The 22,604-nt window shown below is 65.9% G+C and carries 24 protein-coding genes; 15 read left to right on the top strand and 9 right to left on the bottom strand.

Annotation, left to right across the window (positions count from 1 at the left end):
* Positions 1–602 precede the first annotated feature (602 nt).
* Positions 603–1,370 carry an alpha/beta fold hydrolase gene (locus D472_RS0123470; protein WP_017606880.1) on the bottom strand — a complete coding sequence of 256 codons (768 nt, stop codon included), beginning with the start codon at positions 1,368–1,370 and terminating at the stop codon, positions 603–605.
* A 151-nt stretch (positions 1,371–1,521) separates the two neighbouring features.
* Here D472_RS0123470 and D472_RS0123465 point away from each other — a divergent pair, with 151 nt between their 5' ends.
* From D472_RS0123465 to D472_RS0123455, 3 genes are all read left to right on the top strand, one after another.
* Positions 1,522–2,055, top strand: a complete 534-nt coding sequence (locus D472_RS0123465) for a DinB family protein (protein ID WP_017606879.1) — start codon at positions 1,522–1,524, stop codon at positions 2,053–2,055.
* A gap of 115 nt (positions 2,056–2,170) precedes the next feature.
* Complete coding sequence (locus tag D472_RS0123460; RefSeq protein ID WP_017606878.1) at positions 2,171–2,368, top strand: type II toxin-antitoxin system VapB family antitoxin; 198 nt, start codon at positions 2,171–2,173, stop codon at positions 2,366–2,368.
* A gap of 347 nt (positions 2,369–2,715) precedes the next feature.
* Entirely contained in the window at positions 2,716–3,516 is an 801-nt protein-coding gene (locus D472_RS0123455) for an SURF1 family protein (protein WP_017606877.1), read from the top strand.
* Here the strand turns inward: D472_RS0123455 and D472_RS0123450 are convergent.
* Together D472_RS0123450 and D472_RS0123445 are read right to left on the bottom strand one after the other, a co-directional pair.
* Entirely contained in the window at positions 3,492–3,923 is a 432-nt protein-coding gene (locus tag D472_RS0123450) for a DUF3817 domain-containing protein (protein WP_017606876.1), read from the bottom strand. The two genes, D472_RS0123455 and D472_RS0123450, sit on opposite strands and share 25 nt — an antisense overlap.
* Before the next feature lie 170 nt (positions 3,924–4,093).
* Positions 4,094–5,650 (bottom strand): glycosyltransferase family 2 protein, encoded by a 1,557-nt coding sequence (locus tag D472_RS0123445; RefSeq protein WP_017606875.1) that lies wholly within the window; start codon positions 5,648–5,650, stop codon positions 4,094–4,096.
* 329 nt (positions 5,651–5,979) lie between these two features.
* On the opposite strand from D472_RS0123445, the gene D472_RS26330 reads away from it, so the two are divergent.
* The 3 genes from D472_RS26330 to D472_RS0123430 all read left to right on the top strand — a co-directional run bounded on the left by D472_RS26330 (position 5,980) and on the right by D472_RS0123430 (position 8,667).
* Positions 5,980–6,786 (top strand): WbqC family protein, encoded by an 807-nt coding sequence (locus D472_RS26330; protein WP_051046061.1) that lies wholly within the window; start codon positions 5,980–5,982, stop codon positions 6,784–6,786.
* 67 nt (positions 6,787–6,853) lie between these two features.
* Positions 6,854–7,567 carry a PIG-L deacetylase family protein gene (locus D472_RS0123435; protein WP_017606873.1) on the top strand — a complete coding sequence of 238 codons (714 nt, stop codon included), beginning with the start codon at positions 6,854–6,856 and terminating at the stop codon, positions 7,565–7,567.
* A gap of 116 nt (positions 7,568–7,683) precedes the next feature.
* Entirely contained in the window at positions 7,684–8,667 is a 984-nt protein-coding gene (locus D472_RS0123430) for an NAD-dependent epimerase/dehydratase family protein (RefSeq protein WP_017606872.1), read from the top strand.
* Between the two features lie 321 nt (positions 8,668–8,988).
* On the opposite strand, the gene D472_RS0123425 is transcribed toward D472_RS0123430, so the two are convergent.
* Positions 8,989–9,354: a DUF202 domain-containing protein gene (locus D472_RS0123425; RefSeq protein WP_017606871.1), complete on the bottom strand. Its 366-nt coding sequence runs from the start codon at positions 9,352–9,354 to the stop codon at positions 8,989–8,991.
* Complete coding sequence (locus D472_RS0123420) at positions 9,351–9,698, bottom strand: YidH family protein (RefSeq protein WP_017606870.1); 348 nt, start codon at positions 9,696–9,698, stop codon at positions 9,351–9,353. Before D472_RS0123420 ends, D472_RS0123425 begins: the two co-directional genes overlap by 4 nt.
* 278 nt (positions 9,699–9,976) lie before the next feature.
* Between D472_RS0123420 and trxA the strand changes: the two genes are divergently transcribed.
* The 7 genes from trxA to D472_RS0123385 all read left to right on the top strand — a co-directional run bounded on the left by trxA (position 9,977) and on the right by D472_RS0123385 (position 16,339).
* Positions 9,977–10,348, top strand: a complete 372-nt coding sequence (trxA, locus tag D472_RS0123415; protein ID WP_017606869.1) for a thioredoxin — start codon at positions 9,977–9,979, stop codon at positions 10,346–10,348.
* Between the two features lie 397 nt (positions 10,349–10,745).
* The gene (gene pstB, locus D472_RS0123410; RefSeq protein ID WP_017606868.1) at positions 10,746–11,618 is read left to right on the top strand and encodes a phosphate ABC transporter ATP-binding protein PstB; all 873 of its coding nucleotides are present in this window, start codon (positions 10,746–10,748) and stop codon (positions 11,616–11,618) included.
* 48 nt (positions 11,619–11,666) lie between these two features.
* Positions 11,667–12,452, top strand: coding sequence for a response regulator transcription factor (locus D472_RS0123405; RefSeq protein ID WP_017606867.1), 786 nt, complete (start codon positions 11,667–11,669; stop codon positions 12,450–12,452).
* Between the two features lie 400 nt (positions 12,453–12,852).
* Positions 12,853–13,983 (top strand): phosphate ABC transporter substrate-binding protein PstS, encoded by a 1,131-nt coding sequence (pstS, locus tag D472_RS0123400; RefSeq protein ID WP_017606866.1) that lies wholly within the window; start codon positions 12,853–12,855, stop codon positions 13,981–13,983.
* 106 nt (positions 13,984–14,089) lie between these two features.
* The gene (gene pstC / locus D472_RS0123395) at positions 14,090–15,094 is read left to right on the top strand and encodes a phosphate ABC transporter permease subunit PstC (protein WP_017606865.1); all 1,005 of its coding nucleotides are present in this window, start codon (positions 14,090–14,092) and stop codon (positions 15,092–15,094) included.
* Complete coding sequence (pstA, locus tag D472_RS0123390; RefSeq protein ID WP_017606864.1) at positions 15,091–15,996, top strand: phosphate ABC transporter permease PstA; 906 nt, start codon at positions 15,091–15,093, stop codon at positions 15,994–15,996. The genes pstC and pstA overlap by 4 nt, the downstream gene beginning before the upstream one ends.
* Before the next feature lie 124 nt (positions 15,997–16,120).
* Positions 16,121–16,339, top strand: a complete 219-nt coding sequence (locus tag D472_RS0123385) for an EF-hand domain-containing protein (protein ID WP_017606863.1) — start codon at positions 16,121–16,123, stop codon at positions 16,337–16,339.
* An 18-nt stretch (positions 16,340–16,357) separates the two neighbouring features.
* Here D472_RS0123385 and D472_RS0123380 read toward each other — a convergent pair whose 3' ends face one another.
* The 4 genes from D472_RS0123380 to D472_RS0123365 all read right to left on the bottom strand — a co-directional run bounded on the left by D472_RS0123380 (position 16,358) and on the right by D472_RS0123365 (position 19,380).
* Positions 16,358–17,068, bottom strand: a complete 711-nt coding sequence (locus D472_RS0123380; protein WP_017606862.1) for a spermidine synthase — start codon at positions 17,066–17,068, stop codon at positions 16,358–16,360.
* Positions 17,069–17,227: 159 nt separating this feature from the next.
* Positions 17,228–18,082, bottom strand: coding sequence for an ATP phosphoribosyltransferase (hisG, locus tag D472_RS0123375; RefSeq protein WP_017606861.1), 855 nt, complete (start codon positions 18,080–18,082; stop codon positions 17,228–17,230).
* 88 nt (positions 18,083–18,170) lie between these two features.
* Positions 18,171–18,434, bottom strand: a complete 264-nt coding sequence (locus tag D472_RS0123370) for a phosphoribosyl-ATP diphosphatase (protein ID WP_014913038.1) — start codon at positions 18,432–18,434, stop codon at positions 18,171–18,173.
* A gap of 115 nt (positions 18,435–18,549) precedes the next feature.
* Positions 18,550–19,380, bottom strand: coding sequence for an SDR family NAD(P)-dependent oxidoreductase (locus D472_RS0123365; RefSeq protein WP_026118003.1), 831 nt, complete (start codon positions 19,378–19,380; stop codon positions 18,550–18,552).
* Between the two features lie 143 nt (positions 19,381–19,523).
* On the opposite strand from D472_RS0123365, the gene D472_RS0123360 reads away from it, so the two are divergent.
* Both D472_RS0123360 and D472_RS0123355 read left to right on the top strand, forming a co-directional pair.
* Positions 19,524–20,255, top strand: a complete 732-nt coding sequence (locus D472_RS0123360) for a class I SAM-dependent methyltransferase (protein WP_017606859.1) — start codon at positions 19,524–19,526, stop codon at positions 20,253–20,255.
* 823 nt (positions 20,256–21,078) lie between these two features.
* Positions 21,079–22,604: trehalase-like domain-containing protein (locus tag D472_RS0123355; RefSeq protein ID WP_033304541.1), on the top strand; the 1,526-nt coding region annotated here is incomplete at its 3' end.

Here is a 22,604-nt window from a genome sequence, read left to right as displayed (position 1 = left end):
TGGGCGCGTCCCCGTGGGCGTCGGCAGAGCAACGACAAGCCCGGACCGGGTGGGGTGGGTGGCCGGGCACGTCCCCGCCGTGGCCGGCCCCGGCCCGAAAGGGCAGGTCAGATCAGGGCACCCGGTCCGGCGCGGGAGCAGGCCCGCCCCACCCCTGCTCTTTCTTCGCCCCCGCCCCCGCCCCGACCTCACACCCGGACACAACAGCGTTGATCTTGCTTCTGGTCGTCAGGGAAGCGCTTCCCTGACGACCAGAAGCAAGATCAACGGGTTCACCATGGTGAGTGCTGGAACGACCCTCGAGCCCCGGGCGCCCCCCTTGGATGCGGCCTTGAACATGAGCCGACAAGACCGTCCTTCCTACCCCCGGTGGAGGCCACCCCAAGGGCGGGAAAGCGGCCCCCACCGCGAGGGCCGAGGTGAAGGACTACAGCGATGATCGCTGATCAAGGGGTGAGGGGGCGGTCTGATGTCTTTCTTCAGCCCGCTGCTTGACATAGAAGCGTCATCGCGGAAGAGGGCGGAAGAAAAGACGCCGGGGGTGTCAGGGCCCAGGCGCCCCACCCCCAGCGCCCCCACACCCCCCCTTTGGCGATGGCGCTTCAGGCGGCCACGTGTTCCACCAGTAGTTCGTTGACCCGGTCCGCGCGTTCCACGCCGAGGAGGTGCGCGGCACCGGAGACCACCTCGAACCGGGCCCCGTCCATCCCGTCGGCCAGCCTGCGACCGTATCCGGGTGGGAGCAGGGCATCGTGCGCGGCGGAGACCACCAGGGTCGGCATCCGTATCCCTGAGACCAGGTGACGCTGGTCCATCGTGGCCACCGCATCGCAGATCGACGCGTAGGCGAGCGGGTCGATCTCGCCGAAGTCCTCCGTGAAGCGGGCCGCGACCTCGGGCCGTTCGGCGGTGAGGTCAGGGGTGAACCAGGGCAGGGTCACGTCCGCGGCGACCGCCTCCATCCCACCGGAACGCACCCGCGCCGCGATCCGCTCCCAAGAATGCATGGGTGGGGTGCGCGACGCGGCGGCCAACAGTGCGAGCCGGTCCAGGGTGCGGGAGGAGTTCGCGGCGATCCACAACAGCAGGGAGGCACCGAACCCCGCACCGACGGCCGAGACACGGCTGAATCCCTCCTGTTCCAACACCCCCAGTACGTCCAGGGCCAGGCCCTCGATGGAGTAGGGGCCCTCCGGGGCCGGGGAGTGGCCGTGGCCACGATGGTCGATCCGCAGCACCCGACGGTCGCGGGTGAGTTCGGGCATCTGGGGGTCCCAGACCGACATCTTCGTGCCGAACGGCGGCACGAGCAGCACCACGGGCGCGTGCTTGGGGCCGTCGAGTCGGTACTGGAGCGGTATCAGAGCCATGAGACCTCCGGGTAGCCGAACCGTCAGATTATCCGGAGTGCTTTCGAGGGTGCCAGGAAAGCTGGGAGAGCGTCGCCAAAGGTGGACGGAAACCGACCGCCACTCTTCCTAGAGTCGGTCACGCCCAGACGGATTCGGCGAAGGAGCAGCCATGACCACGGTGACCATCGAAACCAACGACACGGTCGACGTCGAGCGGGAAGCGCTGCTGTCGTTCCTCGCCCAGCAGCGTGAATTCTTGCTCACCACCCTTGAAGGACTCGATCAGGAGCAGGCCACCCAGCGCACGACCGCGAGCGCCCTGAACCTGGCCGGCCTGGTCAAGCACGTGAGCGCCACCGAACGGGGCTGGACGCGGTTCATCGAGGACGGCCCCGAGGAGGTCGACTACGAGGCCCCGGAGACCCACGAGCACCATGAGAACACCTTCCGTCTGGTGGGCGAGGAGAGCCTGGAGAGTGTGCTGGCCGACTACGCGGAGACGGCCCGGGCCACGGAGGAGTACGTACGTTCCCTGCCGAACCTGGAGGTCGCGCACAAGCTACCGGACGCCCCGTGGTTCCCGGCCGACGCCTCCTGGACCGCGCGCGAGGTGTTGTTGCACTTGCTCCGGGAAACCGCCCAGCACTGTGGGCACGCCGACATCATTCGCGAATCCCTGGACGGGCAGAAGACGATGGGCTGATCCTCGGCGCGGACGCAGGCGACACACCCGAAATCCGACGTGGAGTAATGCGATCGCCACTCTTCGCATGCGGGACCATGGCATCGTCCCATTCCCGAACGGCGAGGAGCGCGGAGTGAGCCCCACCTGGATCGACATCGACGACGAGGCTCTCCGGGAGACCATGCGTTTCTCCGGGGCTCGCAACCATGACGACGCGGTCAATCTGGCCCTGCGGGTGTACGCGGCGCGTCATCGGAGCCGAACCGAGACACTCAAAGAGCGCCACCGAGGAGAGGTGTCCACTGGCCGCCGTGGGGAGAGCCGATCCTGAGACGAGGACGGGGCGGGACCACTGCTGGTGGTCCCGCCCCGAACGAGGTGGCGAGGGCGCCTCCGTATCCCCCCTCAAAGTACGGAGGCGACCCTCGCTCTGGGAAGCGGCCTGCGACTCCTCCCCCCTGGAGTCGCGGCCTTGAAGGTCTGCCCGCGGAGGCGATCCTGCGACCGTTCCGCGTTGTTAGAAACAGTACCCACACCAACCCCGAATAACAACCCTCCGTCACTGGAAATTACTTAAAGTGATCACCATTCTCGGGGTGACCAACCACCAAGTGACTGTGGCCATCGTCAAACAGGGGTCATGAGCAGCCGCTCGGAGCCCACGCATAGCCTGGATGCGTGAGTTCACCTCTACTCAGCCCACGTTGGCTCGGCATCCACCTGGTGGCCGTGCTCGTGGCCGTCGTGTGCGTGGCCGGGACCTACTGGCAAATCGTCCGCGCCTTCGAACCCGATCGCGAAGTCATCACCAACCCGGTGGAGGATCTCGCGAACGCCGTCTCCATCGACGAACTCGGTGAGCCCGGCGAGTTCTTGCATCCCAACCTCACCGCGAACACCGCGGTCGAGGCCACCGGACACTTCGACGCCGACTCCCAACTCGTGGTGCCCCAGCGTCTGAACGAGACCCAGGGTTACGCCGTGGTCCTCCCCTTCGTCACCGACGAAGGCGTCGCCATGCCCGTGAACCGAGGCTGGACCGAGGACCTCGAGAACATCCCCGCTCCACCACAGGGGGAGGTCACCATCACCGGCTGGCTCCAGCCACCACAGGACGCTCCCGACGGGGTCTTCCCGGTGGGCGCCCCCGAAGAGGGCACCGCGGAGCGGATCGCACCGTCCGTACTGATTTCCCAATGGGATCAGCGACTGTACGCGGCCTACGTCACCCTGCCGGACACGGAAGCCGCCGTGGACGGACTCGCCCCCGTGCCACCCCCGGAGCCGCCCACCGGGTTCACCATCAACTGGCGTAGCTTCAGCTACGCCATCCAGTGGGGGATGTTCGGGGTCTCCGGCGTGGTCTTCTGGATCATCTTGATGCGTCGCGAACTGAACGAGGCCTCCACCGGGGAAACGGGCGAGGCCCGCGACGACGAGGACACCGAAACGGATCAGCCGGTGGGCGCGGGCTCCTGAGCAGCGTCCGAGGTGGCCACGGACCGCTCCTTGGCCGACTCCGACTTGGCGACACGGTGCTCCACCACGAAACCGAGGATCGGGATGGTGCCCGCGAGCACGACCCCCAGCGTGCGGCCGGCGCCCCAGCGACGGTCCAGCGCCACCCACAGGACGACCAGGACGTAGAGCATGTAGATGTAGCCGTGCGGCATCGCGATGTAGAGCATCAGCGGGGACTCGGGGCCGAACCAGTGCTCCCACCCCTGTGGAGCGGGCACCAGCGCGAACATCGAGGTCTCGCCGACCAGGTACTTGGCGGGCATGGCGAAGAAGGTCAACCCGATCAGGAAGACACCCGTCACATAGGCCAACAACCGATACAACGCGAACGACACACGTCTCTTGTCCACTGCGAACACACCCATTCGATGACTAAGCCCCGAGGAGGGTCGGGTCCCCCTCCATCGAGGCTAAGTGCTGTCCGAGACCTCCGAGCCTCGGGGTGACCGGCTCCGAACGATCTCACATCCACGCGGGTGGACACGGCGGTGGGATCGAATTCGACGCAGGCCTCGGTCCGTGGTGGCGGTCGCCCTCACTCGTCCTTGTTGGAGACACGGACCGGACTGCTCCACCGACCATCGGACTCGGTGGTCCAGGCCTTGGGGATCATCCGCAAAGAGATATAGGCGTCCACGACCCGGATCGGAAAGAAGAACAGGCCGTAGAAGAGGTAGGACGGCCGGCGACGGATCATGGTCATCACGCAGGTGAGCACGTAGTCGGGCACCAGCAGGCCGACAGCGAGCGCGGTCAGGGGCAAGAAGGCCGTCACCGCGGTGAAGGAGTCGGTGAAGAAGGGGAGCCCGGCCATCACGTCCCCGGCGACCGTACCGAGCAGTACGAAGGCCGCGATGGCCACGGTGACCAGCAGCAACAACGAGACCAAGACGACCTCGAACACGTACAGCGCCAGGCATAGGCAAAAGAGACTGAACCACAGTCGGTGTCGGCGCAACGTCTGCCAAAAACCCAGTGTCCAGCGCCTGACCTGTTTGCGGTAGTCCCCGAAGGTGAACGGGTCCTGACTATAGGCCTTGGTGTCCGGGTTCATCGAGACCCGGCCGAGGCGCTTGTGATGCACCTCGAAGGTCATGTTGAAGTCCTCGATCACCAAGCCGGGTGGGTTGACGGTGATCTGCTCGAGCGCACGGCTTCGGTAGACGCTGGCGAATCCCGGAACGATGAAGGCGACGTTGGTCCGTTTCCAGGTCTGTCCGAAACGCATGAAGTACTGGAGCATGAAGTACAGGCGGTCTCGGTAGGCCGAGATGATCCGCCCGATGAGGTTGCGCTCCCACGGCTTCCATTCCGAGACCACGAAGCCCGCCACGGCGGCGACGTCGGGAGCGGCCAGCTGACGCTTGGCCCCCTCCACGTATCCGGCGTGGAGTTCGGTGTCGGCGTCCAAGATCAGGACACCGTCGTAGTTCTCGGTCAGGGAGAACTCCTCGATGATCGCTTCGATGGCGCCGGCCTTGCCCCGGTTGGTGAGGAGTTCGAGGACGTTCACACCGGTTCTGGCGGCGATCTCGGCGGTGGAGTCCTTGGAGGAATCCGAGACGACGTAGATGTCCCAGCGCTGGAACAGCTTCATCGCGGAAGAAATCGCCGTGTTGATCACCGGTTCTTCGTTGTGCGCCGGGATGATGACCGCGAGGGTGAGTTCGTCGGGGTCGGTGACGACCTCGTCACCAGAGCGGGTGCTGAGCAGGGTGGCGTCGCCCGTGCCCTGGTCGGGGCCACTTTCGGCCACCACCGCATCGCCTGCCTCCGCCGAGGACGCCCCTGCTCCGACGAGCACCTTCTCGCGATCAGAGCCTTGGACCGATGCCCGGCGCCGTTTCCTTTCGGGCTCACGACGCAGTACCGCCCTGGCCCCGTCCTCGGTCAGCCGGAGCAGGCCGACGAGGGTCCATAGCAGGAGATTGAGCCCGAAGGCCATCCACAGGAAGACGTAGCCGAGGCGCCCCAGGCCCGAGGCGGCCGCGAGCCCTGTGGCGAAGTCGAGCCAGAAGACGAAGAGTGCGACGGCCAGGACCAGGGCGATCAACCCGGTCAGTAGGCCACCGATGAAACGCACGATACGCACAGCCCTAGGACTCCTCCGAGAGTTATCGGTTTCGGACCGACATTAACCCGAAAATTCGGTGTTAGGTTGACGCCTTACGCGACCGATGGGTTGTCTCGTCCTCGCGTCCTATGTAGGCCACGTGAACCTTATACATCGGACCGCTTCAGATGGTAACCATTAGAGGATATTTCAGGCGGGTCCACGCCCGTCGCCATCATCACGGATTTATCCGATACGGCTTAGTAGTTTGAAGAAAACCTGCCTTGAGCGACCTGACGAGAAGGAGAACGCCCGGCGTGATCGGCGACCCACATTCCCCATCGCCAGATCCTGCCCGCCCCGACCCGATCGAGAACCCGCGCCACACCGCCACCACTGGTGACAACGCTGGTCGCACGGTCATAGCCATCCATCAGCCCCACTATTGGCCCTGGTTGGGACTTATCGACAAGATCGACCGTTCTGACCGGTTTATCGTGCTCGATACGGTTCAGTTCGAACGCCGTGGATGGCAGAACCGGAACTACATAGCAGGGACGGGCGAACCGGTCCTACTCACCGTTCCAGTGGAACAGGCCGGCAGAGACGAACTCATCCTCGAGAAGAAGATCGACAACACTCGAAAATGGAGGAAGAAGCACTACAGGGCACTGGCTGAACACTGTTATCGCAAGGCTCCGTACTGGAACGATCACAAGGACGAAATCGCTCATCTGTACGAGACCGAGTGGGAGAACCTGGCGGAACTGGCCATAGCGACCACGCACCTGTTGATGCGCGGTTTCGGTATCGAAACACCGCTTTCGCGCGCCAGTGAACTCGGGGACTTCCCCGGAACCAAGAGCGAGCTCCTCGCCCAGATCTGCGCCAAGGCCGGGGCGGACACACTGCTCGCCGGTCAAGGTTCCAGGGACTACATGGACCCCGAGGTCATGAACCGCTACGGGGTGGACATCCAGTGGCAGGACTTCCAGCACCCGCGGTACCGGCAACACACCCGTAGGTCCACGGACACCTTCCTGCCCCGTCTGGCGGCGATCGATCTTCTACTCAACGCCGGACCGGACTCATTACACGTACTCCGACAGGCGAGAACCCGCGACCGACCCGGATCGGCGCAGCGGGGCACCGACCTCCCGGACCGCCGGAAGTAGTGCGGTTCGCAAGCGGCCGGGCCCTCCCCGATCGCCCTCCACTCTCGGCAAAGGACGGGAAACCGACATGACGATGGACTGGTCACAGGAACGTCTCCTGGTCTATTCCCCCCACCCGGACGACGAGACCCTCGGCTGCGGCGGCCTGATGCACAAGGCCAAACGCGCGGGCGCGGAGGTCTACGTCCAGTTCATGACGGTCGGCGACACCGCCGATCAGTCCCCGCGGGGTTTCTCCACGGCCCAGGAACGCCACACCGAGATCAAACGAGTCGCCGAACACTTCCACTGGGACGACTGGCACATGGCCCTGCCGGGCGACGCGAACCACCTGCGGCTCGACGGCCTTCCCCGGGTGGATCTGACCCGGCTGGTCGAACAGGAGAGCCCGTTGTCGATCGCGCGTTTGAAACCCACCGTGGTCCTCCTACCGCACCGCACCAGTTACAACCAGGACCACCAGGCCACCGCCGAGGCCGTCCACACGGCGCTTCGCCCTTCCGACAACCGACTACGCCACCACCCACGACTGGTGCTGGCCTATGAGGAGGCCGCCGACCAATGGCGGACCGAGCCGGTGGAACCTCCCAACCTCATCGTCGAACTCCAAGAGGAGGGCCTGTCGGCCAAGCTCCAGGGCATGGAGCTGTACGGGTCCCAAAGCCATCGACACCCGCACACTCGTTCCGAACTCACCCTGCGCAGCCTCGCCGTCCTCAGGGGCATGCAGGCCGGCGTGGCCTTGGGCGAGGGTTACCACGTGTTGCGTCACCTGGTCTGACCACGATCGACCCGTTTCCGTCCCAAGGACGACACAGAACTCCCCACCCGTCACACGAACATTCATCCCCGTGCAACAGCGAACACACCGTACAAGCCCGTAGTGGAGGGGAAACCATGAAGGCTGTCATCACCGGCGGAGCCGGTTTCATCGGTTCGCACCTGAGCGACCACCTGATCGCCCAAGGAAACGAGGTCATCGTCCTGGACGATCTTTCGACCGGCTCCTTGGTCAACCTGTCCCGAGTGAAGGACGCGCCGGGATTCCGCTTCGTCCAGGGGAGCATCCTGGACGAGGAACTGGTGAACGAGTTCATCGCGCAGGCGGACGCCGTGTTCCACCTCGCCGCCGCGGTGGGCGTCTACAACATCGTCGACAAGCCGTTGCAGTCCCTGCGCGTCAACCTGCACGGGACCGAAGTGGTCGTGGAGGCCGCGGTTCGACACCGTGTCCCCTACATGGTCGCCTCGACCAGCGAGGTCTACGGCAAGAACGACGCCGACGGGCTCAAGGAGAACGACGACCGGATCTATGGTTCGCCCATCAAGAGCCGTTGGTCCTACGCGGCGGCCAAGGGGTTGGATGAACTGGTCGCCCACGTCTATGGCAAGGAGTCCGGAGTGCCGTGCGTCATCACGCGCTTCTTCAACGTGGTGGGGCCACGCCAGACGGGACAGTACGGCATGGTCGTTCCACGTTTCATCGATCAGGCCTTGGCCAACGAACCGATCACCGTGTACGGCACGGGCTCCCAGCGCCGTTGCTTCGGTTCGGTGTTCGACGTGGTGCCGACGCTGCCCCGGTTGCTGAAAACCTCCGAGGCCTACAATCAGGCGGTCAACCTGGGCGGGCACGAGGAGGTGTCCATCAAGGGCCTGGCCGACCGGGTGGTGGAGCTCACCGGCTCCCACAGCGAGATCACCTACGTGAACTATGAGCAGGCCTACGGAGAGGGGTACGAGGACATGCAGCGTCGATACCCCGACACCTCGTTGGCCGCGCGGTTGATCGGTTACCAGCCGACTCGGGACCTGAACACGATCATCGACTCCATCATCGAGCACCGTCGCTCGACCGAGTCCGTGCCGCAGCCGGCCTAGAAAAAGAGTTCTTCGGGCGCCCCGCCTCCCCCGCGGTCATCGCCGGCCACGATCGAGCCGCGGATGAGCCAAGCACACCGAGCCCTTGGTGAGCACGTACGAGGCCTCGCCCCCGCCTCGTCTTTGGACGACGCCCCGCCCGCCCAAGGGAGAAGGGCACCCGATGGCCGAGGAGAAGACACCAGGCTCCGGCCCGAGGGCTCATCGAGCACCTCCTTTGCCGAGACTCACGGCCCCGAGCCCCGCACCGCCCGATTCAGGGCATCATCCGTTCCCGCCCGTTCCAGGTCATCGCACCTCCTCCCCGAAGACTCACTCGCTTCAGGGAACGACGACCGTCGCCACGACGGCCACGGTCAGAACCAGGACGCCCACGCTCAGCACGACCATGGCCCAGGGGCGGGCCACGTTCAATGGTGGCTCCGTCCTTCCTCGCTCCCGAAGCCCGTTCTCGGTGCGCCGCCACCGCGACCACAGGTGCAGCCCCAAGGCGGCGCCCAGCAACAGGCTCAGGGCCATGACACCCATCCTGAACGGGAAGGGGACCTCGGGAACCACGGTGGAACCGGGGACGAGCGGGCCGCGGAGGTAGAGCAGACCCACCACGGCCAGCAGGATGAGCGTGCGCTGCCACGACAACAGGGTGCGCTCCGGCTGGAGCCCGGGGTCACGCGGCTTCGGCTTCACAGCAGGTTTCCCAGTAGAACCACCAAGCACACCAGTCCCACAGCGAAGGCCGCTATGAGAGGCAGGACGCTCATCCGTAGGGTGCCACCACGTCGCATGATGCGCTGTACGCGGTACCAACGCAACGGCGCGTACACGGTCACCACTCCGGCGAGCCCGGCCAGGAGAAGGCCCACCACGGTGCGCGGTACCTCCCCCCACCCCAGTGGCAGCAGGTGCAGCACGGCCACGGCCCCGGCCAAAAGGGCCAGCGCGGTGCGGATCCAGGCCAGGAAGGTACGTTCGTTGGCCAGGGTGAAGCGATAGTCGACGGCCTCATCACCCTCAGGTTCGCCGACACCCATCACTCTCCCTCGGTTCTGCGCGTTCGGCCCACGACACGAGACCACGGCCACCACACTGAACTCGTGTGCCTCACGGCGACACTAACCCCGTGGAGGCTTTCCTCCCAAACAGGTATGTAACACGCGTTATATCGAAAACCACTCGGCCTTCAGGAGTGATCCAACGCCCGTCACAGGCATGCGGAACAAACGAGCGGGCACGACCGCTGTAGCAGCCAAGAGGATGGCAGTTGGCCACCGGTCGACACCAACGAGACGAACGAAGAGCAGGAGACCACGTGTCCACCGTCGAACTCACCAAGGACAACTTCGCCGAGACACTGAAGGACAACAGCTTCGTCCTCATCGACTTCTGGGCGGACTGGTGCGGCCCCTGCCGGCAGTTCGCCCCCGTGTTCGAGGAATCCTCGAACAAGCACGCCGACATCGTGCACGCCAAGGTCGACACCGAAGCCCAGCGTGAACTCGCCTTCGAGTTCAAGATCCAGTCCATCCCGACCCTGATGATCGTCCGCGATCAGACGGTCATCTACAACGAGCCGGGGGCGCTCCCCTCCGAGGCCTTGGAGAGCCTGATCACCCAGGCGCGGGAGCTCGACATGGACGACGTCAAGCAGAAGATCGCCGAGCAGGGTGAGGCCCCGCAGTAAGGCGTCCCAGACCACGGCCGTCCCCTTCCCGAGGGGGCGGCCGTTCTCGTGTTCCGACCGCCCCCGACCCCGGCGGCCTTCGGAGTCATCATCGGTGATCGAAAACGCACGCGAAGATGAAAGCGGTGGCGGGGGCCGGCCCATTCGGTGACGCGACCTGGACCTCGCCGTCCGGCCGCGCCTGCTCGGACCCGCCCGGCGATGGCCCCTCCGAACGACGCGACACCCGAATGTCACCTGGAACTTCGCACTCCACCGCCCACGTTCACCTTGGCCACGAGGTTCGTTCACCTTCGCTTCATGCTCACCCCTTTGCATGGGTACCGACCGCGCTCCGCGGATTTCACCCCCCGAGTGACACCATCGCGCAAGCTCCGTCCGAACCGGAAGTGGACCCATGTCTGTCAGCAACACCGCGTCCTCCCGCGGAACCGACTCCGGCCGCGGGCTCGCCCCCGACACCGTCCGGTACGACCGTGCGGTTCCCGATCTGGGCGAACCCGTCTTCGACATCTCCGGCCTTTCCATCTTCTACGGATCCAACAAGGCCGTACGCGACGTGAACATGAGGGTGGGCCCGCGTCAGATCACCGCGATGATCGGCCCCTCCGGCTGCGGCAAGAGCACGGTCCTGCGCACCCTGAACCGGATGAACGACCTCATTCCGGGCGCACGTGTCGAGGGCAAGGTGACCTACCACGGTGAAGACCTGTACGCGTCCGAGGTGGACCCGATCGAGGTCCGTCGCCGTATCGGGATGGTCTTCCAAAAGCCCAACCCCTTTCCCAAGTCCATCTACGACAACGTCGCCTACGGTCCCCGGATCAACGGGGTACGCGGGAACATGGACGACCTGGTCGAGGAGACCCTGACCAAGGCCGCCCTGTGGGACGAGGTCAAGGACAAGCTCAAGGAGAGCGCCTTCGCACTGTCCGGTGGACAGCAGCAGCGGCTGTGCATCGCCCGCACCATCGCGGTGAACCCCGAGGTCATCCTCATGGACGAGCCCTGCTCGGCCTTGGACCCGATCGCCACGCTCAAGATCGAGGACCTGATGTACGAGCTGGCGTCCGAGTACACCATCGTCATCGTCACCCACAACATGCAGCAGGCGGCCCGTGTCTCGGACCGCACCGCGTTCTTCACCGCGAGTGTGGACGAGCGCAACGACCGTTACGGCAGTCTCGTGGAGTTCGACGAGACCACGACGATCTTCAGCAAGCCCTCCGACCAGCGCACCGAGGACTACATCTCGGGCCGCTTCGGGTAAGTCGCAGAGTTCCACCCCACCGCCCCTTCGACGAAGTGGACCCCGCCGATGACCACGCTCACCTCTTCCGCCCCGGTCCCTCCGCCCTCGGGCGCGCCGGACGAGGAGGCCCGCGTGGAGCGGACGATGGGTCCGTTGAAGGTGTTGTTGGTGGAGCCGGAGTCCGAACAGTCCCACCAACTGGTGCTCTCCCTGAGCGGGCACGACGTGGACATCACGGTGTGCGTGGACGGCGCGGAGGCCCTGCTGAGGGTAGGGATGCTGCGCCCCGACACCCTGTTGACCAACGCCGACCCGAGCGAGGTCGACCTGGAGACACTGGTGCGGGTGACTCGGCGGGCCACGGACATCCCCATACTGATCGGTGTGGGGCCGGGTGACTCTCAGCGGGCCGTGCGGGCCTTGGCCGCGGGTGCGACGGCCTGCGTGAGCCGGCCCTACCGGATTCCGGAGCTGTCGGCGCTGTTGCGCGGTTCCCTACCTCCCTCGGAAGGGGCCTTCGAGGCTGACGATTCACGTTCTCCGGCTCTGCGCTCGGGTGATCTGGAGCTGGATGCGCTCGGTCACCGACTGTTCGTGGACGGACAGCCGGTCGACCTGGCCCTGCGGGAGTTCGGAATCATGGACTTCCTGCTCAGAAACAATGGTCGAGTGGTCAGCCGCGACGAGCTGTGGACCGAGGTATGGCACAAACCCCTCCCACCGGTCAACAACACGATCGCCGTGCACATCCGGCGACTGCGACACAAGCTCGGTGATTCCGAGGCCCGCCCGCGTTTCATCCACACCGTTCGCGGAATTGGTTACCGCCTCGACACGGAAAACGGTGAATGAACCGAAAAAAACACGGCTGACTTCGCCAAGCAAGGCCCTCCAACATCAACCGGAGCGGCCATTTCGTCGTGCCCTTTTGACATCTTTCCGGCACACGAACAGGTGAACATCGGAATGACAGAAGTGTCACCGAAAGTGCCTTGAATCCTCCCTGAGGCGAACGGGATATTCGCTGTTACCACAGTACAGAGCGGCGCGTGGCGCTCACCCCGAGGATGACCCGACACACGGTCGACCACCACACACAGTGCACGTTACCAAATAGTGACATTCATTCACTCGCCATTCACCTTTCTTCTACCGAACGTCCTCTATTTCGATGACACCGCGACTTTCTGCACCTTTATTGTTGTTTCACGTAAGCCCCGACAGCGGTGATTCAACCAAGGAGAACCACAACATGCGCAACGGGCGTTCCAAGCTCGCCGTTTTGGCGGCCATTCCCTTGCTCGCGGCGGCGTGCAGCAACGGTGACGGGGACAGCAGCGAGGCGGGCACCAACGGTGGCGAGCTCAGCGCGTCGCTGACCGGCGCGGGGGCCAGCTTCCCCGACCCGCTCTTCCAGGACTGGATCTACAGCTACGGCGAGGACGTCCAGCCGGGCGTGGAGATCAACTACCAGAGCGTCGGCTCCGGCGCCGGTATCGAGCAGTTCCTCGAGCAGACCGTCGACTTCGGTTCCTCCGAGGAGTACCTCGGTGAGGAGGAGCTCGCGGTCGCCGCCGAGAATCGCGGCTGTGAGGCGATCCAGTTCCCCGTGGTCTTCGGTTCCGTGGTCATCGCCCTCAACAACCCGGACCTGGACGGCCTGGTCCTGGACGCGGAGACCATCGCCGGCATCTATTCCACCGAGATCACCACGTTCGACGACCCGGCGATCGCCGAGCTCAACCCGGACATGGACCTGCCCGGTGATGAGATCGTCCCGGTCCACCGCTCCGACAGCTCCGGCACCACCGCCGTGTTCACGCACTACCTCTCCACCGAGGTGGAGTCGTGGGCCGACGAATACGGCGAGGGCAAGGAACTCGACTGGGCCGGCGGCCTGGTCGGTGGCCAGCAGAACGACGGTGTGGCCCAGGGCATCAACCAGAACCCGGGCGGTCTGGGCTACCTGAACCAGTCCTTCGCTCAGGAGGCGGGCCTGGCCGTCGCTTCGGTCGTCAACGCGGATGGCAACCCCATCGAGCCGACCCTGGAGGCCACCATCGCCGCCTCCGATGAGGCCGACGTCCCGGAGAACTTCCAGTTCGCCATCGACGGCATCGGCGGTGAGGGTTACCCGATCGCCGGCACCAACTGGATCTTCACCTACACCTGCGGCTACGAGAACGCCACCGCGGACGCCCTCATCGACTTCTGGACCTGGGCCCTGACCGACGAGTCCGCCCAGGAGGTCGCCGGTGACCTGGGCTACGCACCGCTCGGCCCGGAGCTGACCGAACGCGTCATCGCCGAGCTGGAGAGGACCAACTCCGAGAACGGTGGCACCCAAGGCGGCGACGCCGACACCGAAACCTCCGACGAGTAGCCCCCGCGCGGGGCCGGGAGACGATCCCGGCCCCGACCCCTCCACCCCGATAGGCCAGGGGTGAACCGCTCTCCGACTCCCACGAAAGCCATCAAGGAGAAGCACCATGTCCACTCAGGCCCCCGAGGCCCCGGCCCCGGAGGAACCCCGGCGCGGGTCCCTGACCTCCGCCAAGGGACGGATGGCCGATCCGATCTTCAAATGGGCCGTCACCGCCTGCGGAACCATCGTGCTGGTCATCCTCGCCCTGATGGTCATTCGCACCACCTCCGAGGCATGGCCCGTCTTCGCCAAGGAGGGTTTCTTCGGCTTCCTCACGGGCCAAGAGTGGCGATCCGGTGATTCACGAACCGAGATCACCGGCACCTACGGCGCTTGGCCGTTCATCTATGGCACCTTGGTCACCTCGGCCATCGCCATCGTCATGGCCCTGCCGTTGGCGATCATGGTGGCCTTCTACATCACCCACCTGGCGCCGCGACGCCTCGCCAAGCCGCTCTCCTACACGGTGGAGCTGCTCGCCGCGGTGCCCAGCGTCATCTTCGGCCTGTGGGGCCTGCACTGGTTCCTACCGAACGTGCTTCGGCCCTTCTTCGAGGTCCTGGAGAACCTCCTCGGTTGGTTCTTCCTCTTCGAGGGCCCCATCCGCGGTGTCGGCTACATGGCCGCCGGAATCGTGCTGGCCATCATGATCCTGCCGATCATGACCGCCATCATCCGCGAGGTCATCGCGGTCCACCCCATCGAACAGCGCATGGCGGCCTACGCCCTCGGTTCCACCCGTTGGGAGGTCATGCGCAACATCGTGCTGCCCGCCGGATTCTCCGGGATCGTGGCCGCCGCCATGCTGGGCCTGGGCCGGGCCTTGGGCGAGACCATCGCGGTCCTGATGCTGATCGGTGGCTCCCAGTCATGGAGCACGAGCCTGTTCGGTACCGGCAGCAGCATGGCCTCGCACATCGCCGCGACCTTCGGTGAGGCCACCCCCGAGGCCAGGACCGGTCTGATGGCCATCGGTGTCGCCCTGTTCCTGGTCACGATGATCATCAACATCCTCGCCCGCGTCATCGTTCGGCGCCTGGGGCGCATGACGGGAGACGCCGCCGTATGAGCACCATGACCTCCACTCCCGTGCGTCAGCACGTTCCGCTGAGTCAGCGCCCGCCGGGCTCCTCGTTCCGCCGGTTCAAGGACCTCCTCGCCACCGTCGTGCTGACGATGGCGATGATCCTGGCGATGATCCCGCTGGTACTGATCATCTTCGAGGTGACCCGACGCGGCATCGGCGTGGTCGATCTGGACTTCTTCACCCAGACCGAGCCCCCGCCCCGGCGTGAGGGCGGTGGTTACGCGGCCGGCTTCTTCGGGACGCTGTACATCATGGCGCTGGCGATCTCGATGTCCATCCCGTTCGGTATCGCCACCGCCGTGTACATCGTCGAGTACGGGCCCAACCGGATGACCTCGACCATCCGCTTCTTCACCGACGTGATGACCGGTATCCCGTCGATCTTCGTGGGTCTGTTCGTGTACGGCCTGCTGGTGATCGGCTGGGGCGGCCTGGGCTTCGGCACGTTCGTGGGTGCCGTGGCCATCGCCGTGATGATGCTGCCCATCGTGACCAGGTCGGCGGAGGAGATGCTGCGTCTGGTCCCCGACGAGATGCGCAACGCCGGCTACGGTCTGGGCGCGCGCAAGTGGCAGGTCATCGTGCACACGGTGCTACCCGCCGCGGCACCCGGCCTGACCACGGGTTCGATGCTGGCCATCGCCCGCGGTATCGGTGAGACCGCGCCGCTGATGATGACCGCCTTCGGTTCCGGGCTGATCGTGACCGGCTTCCAAGGCGATCCGCAGGGTTCGGTCCCCCTGCAACTGTTCAAGGGTGCCGCCCAACCCTTCGAGGCCGGCATCGACCGCGCTTGGGGCGCCGCGCTGTGCCTGTTCGCGTTGGTGCTGATCTTCACCGTGGTCGCCCGGTGGGTGGGCTCCAAGGCCTCCACCGCCGACTGAGACGCCGTTCCCGTGGGGCCGTCCTCTTCGCGAGTGCGACCCCACGGGCCCTTGGTGGGTTCGAACAGGCGGCGGTAGCCTGGCACGAACCCTCGATCGACATGACCCGGAGCGTGAACCCCCGATGCCCGAGACCACTGAGTACGCCGCCACCTTCGCCCTCGTGGACACGGACGGAGACGGCCGCATCTGCGCTCGGGAGCTGGCCGCCCTGATGCGCAACCTGGGCGATGAGACCACCGAGGAACAGGCCGCCGAGGTGGTCCGGGCGATGGACTCCGACGGCGACCAGCGCATCTGTCTGGAGGAGTTCGCCCGCTACATGGCCCAGAACCGGAGCTGAGCCGGATGGAGCCCTCCCTCACAGGGGACTCGAAGCCAGGTAGACGGTGTCGGGCACGCCTCGGGCGACCGGGACCTCCAGGACTCGCACCGAGCCGAAGTGGCCGCGGAGCAGCTCCTCGAAGCTGTGGACGGCGTTGGCGCTCCAGAACGCGAGCACCCCGCCGGGAGCCAGCAGTCGGGTGAGCCTTTCCAGGCCGGCCGCCTCGTACAGGCGGTCGTTGTTCTCCATCACGGTCCAGTCGGGACCGTTGTCGGTGTCCAAACAGATGACGTCGTAGCGGTCGGGGTTTCGCGCCGCGGAGGTCTTCGCCAGCCAGGCCACGATGTCGGCGTTGTACACCCGGCACCGGGGGTCCCGGTGGACGAAGTCGGCCGCCTCACCGAGTTCCTCCTCGTGCCAGGCGATCACCCGGGGCTCCAGTTCCACCACGTCCACTCGGGATACCCGAGGATGGTCCAAGGCCTCTCGCGCGGAGAATCCCACGCCCAGGCCGCCGATGAGCACACGCGCGTGCGAGCGGCCCTTGGGCAGGTCCATCAGGCTCGCCCGGACCATCTCGCGCTCGGAGGTCCCGTCCCGAGTGTCCATCAGGAACACACCGTTGGAGTAGATCTCGTAGTGCGCGCCCACCCGACGCAGCACCAGGTCGCCGCCGGTCTCTCCGGTCACGCGGGCCAGGGTGACCGTTTCCTCCTCGGGGGCGAGGTATCCCGTTCGCTGGTTCATGGCCCCATTGTGCCCGTGGAGCGAACCGCTCGGGGGTGATGCGAGGTGAGTCCCCTCGCCCCTACCGAAGATCGGGCCAAGGGAACGCCTCACGAGGGATCGGCCCGCACTCGGCCCTGGGGCCGAGCGCGGGCGAAGGCCCCTATGACTTCCGAGCCCTTACAGGCGACAGGCGTAGATGTCGGTGACCAAGATGGCCCGAGCACCCAATTGCCACAGGTCGTCCATGATGCGCTGGGCGTCCTTGCGCGGCACCATCGAACGAACCGCCACCCAGCCCTCGCGGTGCAACGGCGACACCGTCGGTCCCTCCATACCCGGGGTGAGCGTGACTGCGGACTCCAGGTTCTCGGCGTGCACGTCGTAGTCCATCATCACGTAGTCCCGAGCCACCAGGACGCCCCGCAATCGCCGTAGCAACAGGTCGATCTGTGGGTTCTCGGGAGCGTTCGTGGGCCGGATGACCACGGCCTCGGACACCAGGATGGGCTCACCGAAGGTCTCCATCCCGGCATTGCGCAAGGTGGTCCCGGTGGAGACGACATCGGCCACCGCGTCGGCCACCCCGAGTTGCACCGAGCTCTCCACGGCCCCGTCGAGGTGGATGACCCGTGCGTCCACGTCCCGCTCTCGCAGGTAGGAACGGAGCAGTTCGTCGAAGGAGGTCGCGATGCGCTTGCCGTTGAGATCCGCGATGGTCATGCCGGCGCCGCCGGGAGCGGCGAAGCGGAAGGTGGAGCCACCGAAACCGAGGGGCAGGACCTCGTCGACCGGTGCCCCCGAGTCCAGCAGCATGTCGCGGCCGGTGATCCCGGCCTGCAGGATGCCTTCACCGACGTAGACGGCGATGTCCTTGGGCCGTAGGAAGAAGAACTCGGTGTTGTTGTCCGGATCCACCATCACCAGGTCACGGCTGCTCTTGCGCTGCCGGTAACCGGCTTCGGTGAGCATCTGGATGGCGGGCTCGGACAACTGCCCCTTGTTGGGCACGGCGATTCTGAGCATGTCGGGCATGTCTTGGTTCCTTGGTCGCTCTGGCAGGTACGGGGACGTCCGGCGGCCGGTGCACGCTCGCCCCGGCGAGGGGCGCGAGGGTGCCGGCCTAGAGATGCTTGTAGACGTCCTCGAGGCGCAGGCCACGGGCCAGCATCAGAACCTGGAGGTGGTAGAGGAGTTGCGAGATCTCTTCGGCGGCCTGCTCGTCCGATTCGTACTCGGCGGCCATCCAGACCTCGGCTGCCTCCTCGACGACCTTCTTGCCGATGGCGTGGACGCCGGCGTCGAGTTGGGCGACGGTCCCGGACCCCTCGGGGCGGGAGCGTGCCTTCTCGGACAGCTCGGCGAACAGCTCTTCGAAGGTCTTCATGGTCTCTTTCCTCGACCGACAGTGCGGTACCAGGGTAAGTGCTCTCACCTCCCCATGCCCAACCGGGGGCAAGAAGTCTCACCATGTGGGAGGGACCCGGCCGCAAGTTCGAGGTTCAGGCCATACGGCGGGTCACGGCGCGCAACAAGGTGCGCGGAAGCAGCTTCAAGAGCCCGTCCGCGGCCTTGTACTGCCCGCCGGGGATAACCACGGATCGCCCCGAGGACCAGGCCCTGAGCGCGTCCCGCACGATGTGTTCCTTGGGTACGAAGGCGAACTCGGGCATCCCCTGTTCCTGGACCCCCCGGGTCATGTCGGTGCGCACGAAACCGGGCAACACCACGGTGACGTGCACACCTTGCTTGCGTACCTCGGCCGAAACGCTCTCACTCCACACCGTGACGAACTTCTTACCCGCCCCGTAGACCGATCCACCGGGGTTGGCGAGGATCTCCCCCGCCATCGACGACACGTTCACCACTCCCAGTTTTCGCTCGTATCCGGCCGCGCGACGGGCGATCTGCACGGGCAACACGGCGCGGGTCAGGTGGAGGACGGCGCGGACGTTGAGATCGAGCATCGCGTCCATCTGGACGGGATCCTGTTCGACGAAGGTGCCCCCTTCACCCCGGCCCGCGTTGTTGACGAGCAGGTCGATGGGGGCGAGGCCGCCCTCGCCATCGGCGGACAGACGTGCGACGACCGAGGCGACGCCCTGGGGGGTGCCCAGATCCGCGCCGAGGACCTCGACGCTGGTGCCGAAACGATCCCGAAGGTCCCGCGCGAGCTCCTCCAAGAGTTCCTCTCGACGTGCCACCAGTACGAGCGCGTGGCCACGCTGAGCGAGCCCGCGAGCGAACTCCTCACCGATTCCACTGGAGGCACCGGTGACCAATGCGGTCCTGGTGTGTTCGGGAGTGGGGAAAGGGCTCTCCGCTGCGCTCATGTCACCAGGGTAGGGCGTGAGGCCCTCGTGAGCGGGTGTGCCGTCGAGGTCCCCGTTCGCGCCGTGGTGAGAGCCACGCGGTGTTTCCTGGACAAACACCGCCAAGGACCACATGGAGGGGCCCAAGGTATTAGCGTGCAACCATGTCCGAGACACAGAGCCATGCCGGACCGATTTCCGCACTCAGACTGGATGAACGCCTGCGCGACACCAAACTCTTCTTCAGCCAGGCCCTGCGCACCTTCCACGCCACCGGGTCCATCCTGCCCAGCAGTGGTGCGCTGGCCCACGAGATGGCCGAGCACGTCCGCCACCGCCCCGATCCCGACCAGCCGTTGCGCATCCTCGAGGCCGGTGCCGGCACCGGCGCCATCAGTCGGGGGATCGCCGCGGCCATGCGTCCCGGTGACACCGTCGACTTCGTCGAGGCCAACCCGGAGTTCTCCGCCTACGTGGAGGAATTGCTGGAGACCGACCCGGTGATGTCCCGAGTCGCCGACGCCGCCTCCGTGCACACCTGCCTCGTGAACGACATGGGCACCGATCGATCCTATGACGTGATCGTCTCCGGGTTGCCGTTCGCCAACTTCACCGCCGATCAGGTGGAGGAGGTCTTCGACTACTACTTCACGGTGCTGCGCCCGGGCGGAACCCTCTCCTTCTACGGGTACCTGTACACGAAGGAGGTCAAGGCGGTCATCGCCAAGCGAGAGGACTACCTGCGTCAGGCGCGTTCCAGTTGGGTGGTCCAGGACCGGATCGACCGTTATGGGATCGGTTCGGAGAAGGTCTTCGCCAACGTTCCGCCCGCCTGGGTGCATCACCTGCGCAAGCCGGAGTGGGAGTCCTCCAGCGACCACTCACGGTCCGTCTGAGGCGTCTCCTACGACACGATGCGAACGGGCGCGCCGTGGGGTGGTACACGCGAGGCGCGCTCCGACATCACCACCACGCACTCCGACCTCAGCGCCGGGTGGACGGGCCCCACCGTGCACCCGGCCCTTTACTCACCCTCGACCAAAGCATTAAGCTCCCTTTGTCAGGGAATGTCAGCATTTGCCCTGTGATGTCTGTCTCTCATCCCGCTGAAGCCCCGCAAGAGACGTGCGACGGCTCTGATTCCAAGAGGCCCCGAACCGAGGAAATCCCCGGCCGGCCGACCCCGACGAACCGCGGACGACCCCCTCGCTTGGACGCCACAGCCGCCACGACACCGACCACTGGGCATTTCCGCAGGTCACAGAGGAAAAGATGAAGAAGCGTCCGACGTCTTCTCATCTACCAGACACCACTGACGCCCCATGCAAAACAAGTGACCCAATCCAGACACATCTGTGATCTGCTTCTCTTGGATCACGGGTCGCGTAACGCCTGTTGCGCGGGTAGTCTCGCGTTGACTTCTGGGGGAACCGCTCTTTCCGGAACGACCGGTATCACCCGGTTCGCCAGGGCATACGTCATAAGACCCTGATGGCTACTCAAAGCCCCCCAAAGACCATCTTCCGCGCCACCACCCCTGCATCCAGGTTTTCCACACCCATCCCGTGTGAACCGAAGGCGTCCGCGCGGAATCTTACATCTCACCCGTTTTCCCAGGTCATGTAGCAGGCCAGTGGAGGAGGCAACGTGACGCTCACCCAAGCGGTCGAGACGACGCCGGTGACGCCCATCAGGGCGACCGACACAACTCTCGAGGCCATGCCCCTCGACGTCCGGCAACGAGTCTCGGCTCTGGCCCGCACCTCGCGGCTCCTCGTCGCCTGTGACTACGACGGCGCCCTGGCGCCTTTGGGCTCCGACCGCCGAGGCCCCCTGCCCGAAGCCGTTCGCGCCCTGCGCGACCTCGCCGACCTGCCCGGCACGGTGTGCGCGGTCGTTTCCGCGCGGCCCCTGCGCGACCTCGCCGTGCTGTCCCGGCTACCCGCCGAGATCCGCCTGGTGGGCGCCTACGGAACCGAGTTCGACACCGATCTCACCATCGACCCCAGCGGCACGGCCCCCGGCTCGCCCCCGGCGGACAAGTCCGCCGCCCTCGAACTGCTGCGTGAACAGGTCGACGCCACCGCCATCCTCTACATCGGAGGCGGCGAAGGCGAGGAGCCGGTGTTCATGAACCTGAACACCGGAGCGGACGCCGGCGTTCGCGTGGGCACCGAACCCACGGTCGCCTCGCACAGCGTTTCCGACACGCCCATGGCCGCCATGCTCCTGACCCTGCTGGCCACCGAGCGACGCTCCTGGGTGTTCGGGGAACGCCCGACCCCCATCGAGCGCATGTCCATGCTGTCCAACCAGGCCTCCGTGGCACTGGTGGGGCCGGACGCGCGGCTGTTGTGGTTCTGTCACCCCGAGCCCGACTCGGGTGCCCTGTTCGCCGAGGTCCTGGGCGGCCGTCAGGCCGGAGTGTTCGCCATCGCCCCCGCCCACGGCGGGTTGCCGTTGGGCCAGCGCTACCTGCCGGGCACCATGACCGTGCGCACTCGTTGGTCTCGCCTGGAGGTCACCGACTACCTGGCCCATGACACCGAGCCCGGCCGCACCGATCTGATCCGTGTGATCGGCGGCGTCACCCCGGCCACCATCGAGTTCGCTCCCCGGCCCGACTTCGGTCGCGCGCCCATCCGCATCACCGTCGAATCCGAGGGTCTTCGCGTCCACGGCGCCGACTTCCCCATGGTTCTGCGCTCTCCCGGTGTGGAGTGGCACGTGGAACACGACGGCACCGATGACGTCGCCCGTGCGACCGTCCACCCTCGTTCCGAGCGTCCCGTGGTGTTGGAACTGCGTTGCGGTACCGATTCCCTGGCCGATGAGGGACGTACCGAACCCGAACGCCAGGAGAAGGCGACCCACCACTGGTCGCACTGGCTGGACACCCTGGAACTTCCCAACACCGAGAACGTTCTGGCGGCTCGTTCGGCGTTGACGTTGCGGGGGTTGTGCACCCCTACCGGTGGGGTCATGGCCGCGGCCACCACCTCCCTGCCCGAGGAGATCGGTGGGGTGCGCAACTGGGACTACCGGTACTGCTGGTTGCGTGATGGGGCCATGACCGTGCAGGCGTTGGTCACCATGGGTTCCACCGAGGAGGCCGAGGCGTTCTTGGACTGGTTGCATCGGGTGGTGGACTCGCTGCCCTCCCCGGAGGTGCTGCGTCCGCTGTACTCGTTGCGCGGTACCGACCTGGGCCCGGAGGAGACCATCGAGTCGCTGTCGGGGTACGC

Origin of the sequence: Nocardiopsis alkaliphila YIM 80379 (genome assembly GCF_000341005.1) — a bacterium.
GTDB lineage: Bacteria > Actinomycetota > Actinomycetes > Streptosporangiales > Streptosporangiaceae > Nocardiopsis > Nocardiopsis alkaliphila.
Note: the sequence above shows the minus strand (reverse complement) of the source record. Positions and strands in the feature narration are given on the sequence as shown.

Coding starts and splice junctions, on each gene's coding strand:
- D472_RS0123465 (WP_017606879.1), top strand. CDS start 1,522: ATGACCACGGTGACCATCGAAACCAACGACACGGTCGACGTCGAGCGG.
- D472_RS0123370 (WP_014913038.1), bottom strand. CDS start 18,434: ATGAAGACCTTCGAAGAGCTGTTCGCCGAGCTGTCCGAGAAGGCACGC.
- D472_RS0123380 (WP_017606862.1), bottom strand. CDS start 17,068: ATGAACCAGCGAACGGGATACCTCGCCCCCGAGGAGGAAACGGTCACC.
- D472_RS0123435 (WP_017606873.1), top strand. CDS start 6,854: ATGACGATGGACTGGTCACAGGAACGTCTCCTGGTCTATTCCCCCCAC.
- pstS (WP_017606866.1), top strand. CDS start 12,853: ATGCGCAACGGGCGTTCCAAGCTCGCCGTTTTGGCGGCCATTCCCTTG.
- D472_RS0123450 (WP_017606876.1), bottom strand. CDS start 3,923: ATGGGTGTGTTCGCAGTGGACAAGAGACGTGTGTCGTTCGCGTTGTAT.
- hisG (WP_017606861.1), bottom strand. CDS start 18,082: ATGCCCGACATGCTCAGAATCGCCGTGCCCAACAAGGGGCAGTTGTCC.
- D472_RS0123360 (WP_017606859.1), top strand. CDS start 19,524: ATGTCCGAGACACAGAGCCATGCCGGACCGATTTCCGCACTCAGACTG.
- D472_RS0123470 (WP_017606880.1), bottom strand. CDS start 1,370: ATGGCTCTGATACCGCTCCAGTACCGACTCGACGGCCCCAAGCACGCG.
- pstA (WP_017606864.1), top strand. CDS start 15,091: ATGAGCACCATGACCTCCACTCCCGTGCGTCAGCACGTTCCGCTGAGT.
- D472_RS0123430 (WP_017606872.1), top strand. CDS start 7,684: ATGAAGGCTGTCATCACCGGCGGAGCCGGTTTCATCGGTTCGCACCTG.
- pstB (WP_017606868.1), top strand. CDS start 10,746: ATGTCTGTCAGCAACACCGCGTCCTCCCGCGGAACCGACTCCGGCCGC.
- D472_RS0123405 (WP_017606867.1), top strand. CDS start 11,667: ATGACCACGCTCACCTCTTCCGCCCCGGTCCCTCCGCCCTCGGGCGCG.
- D472_RS0123420 (WP_017606870.1), bottom strand. CDS start 9,698: ATGGGTGTCGGCGAACCTGAGGGTGATGAGGCCGTCGACTATCGCTTC.
- D472_RS0123365 (WP_026118003.1), bottom strand. CDS start 19,380: ATGAGCGCAGCGGAGAGCCCTTTCCCCACTCCCGAACACACCAGGACC.
- D472_RS0123385 (WP_017606863.1), top strand. CDS start 16,121: ATGCCCGAGACCACTGAGTACGCCGCCACCTTCGCCCTCGTGGACACG.
- pstC (WP_017606865.1), top strand. CDS start 14,090: ATGTCCACTCAGGCCCCCGAGGCCCCGGCCCCGGAGGAACCCCGGCGC.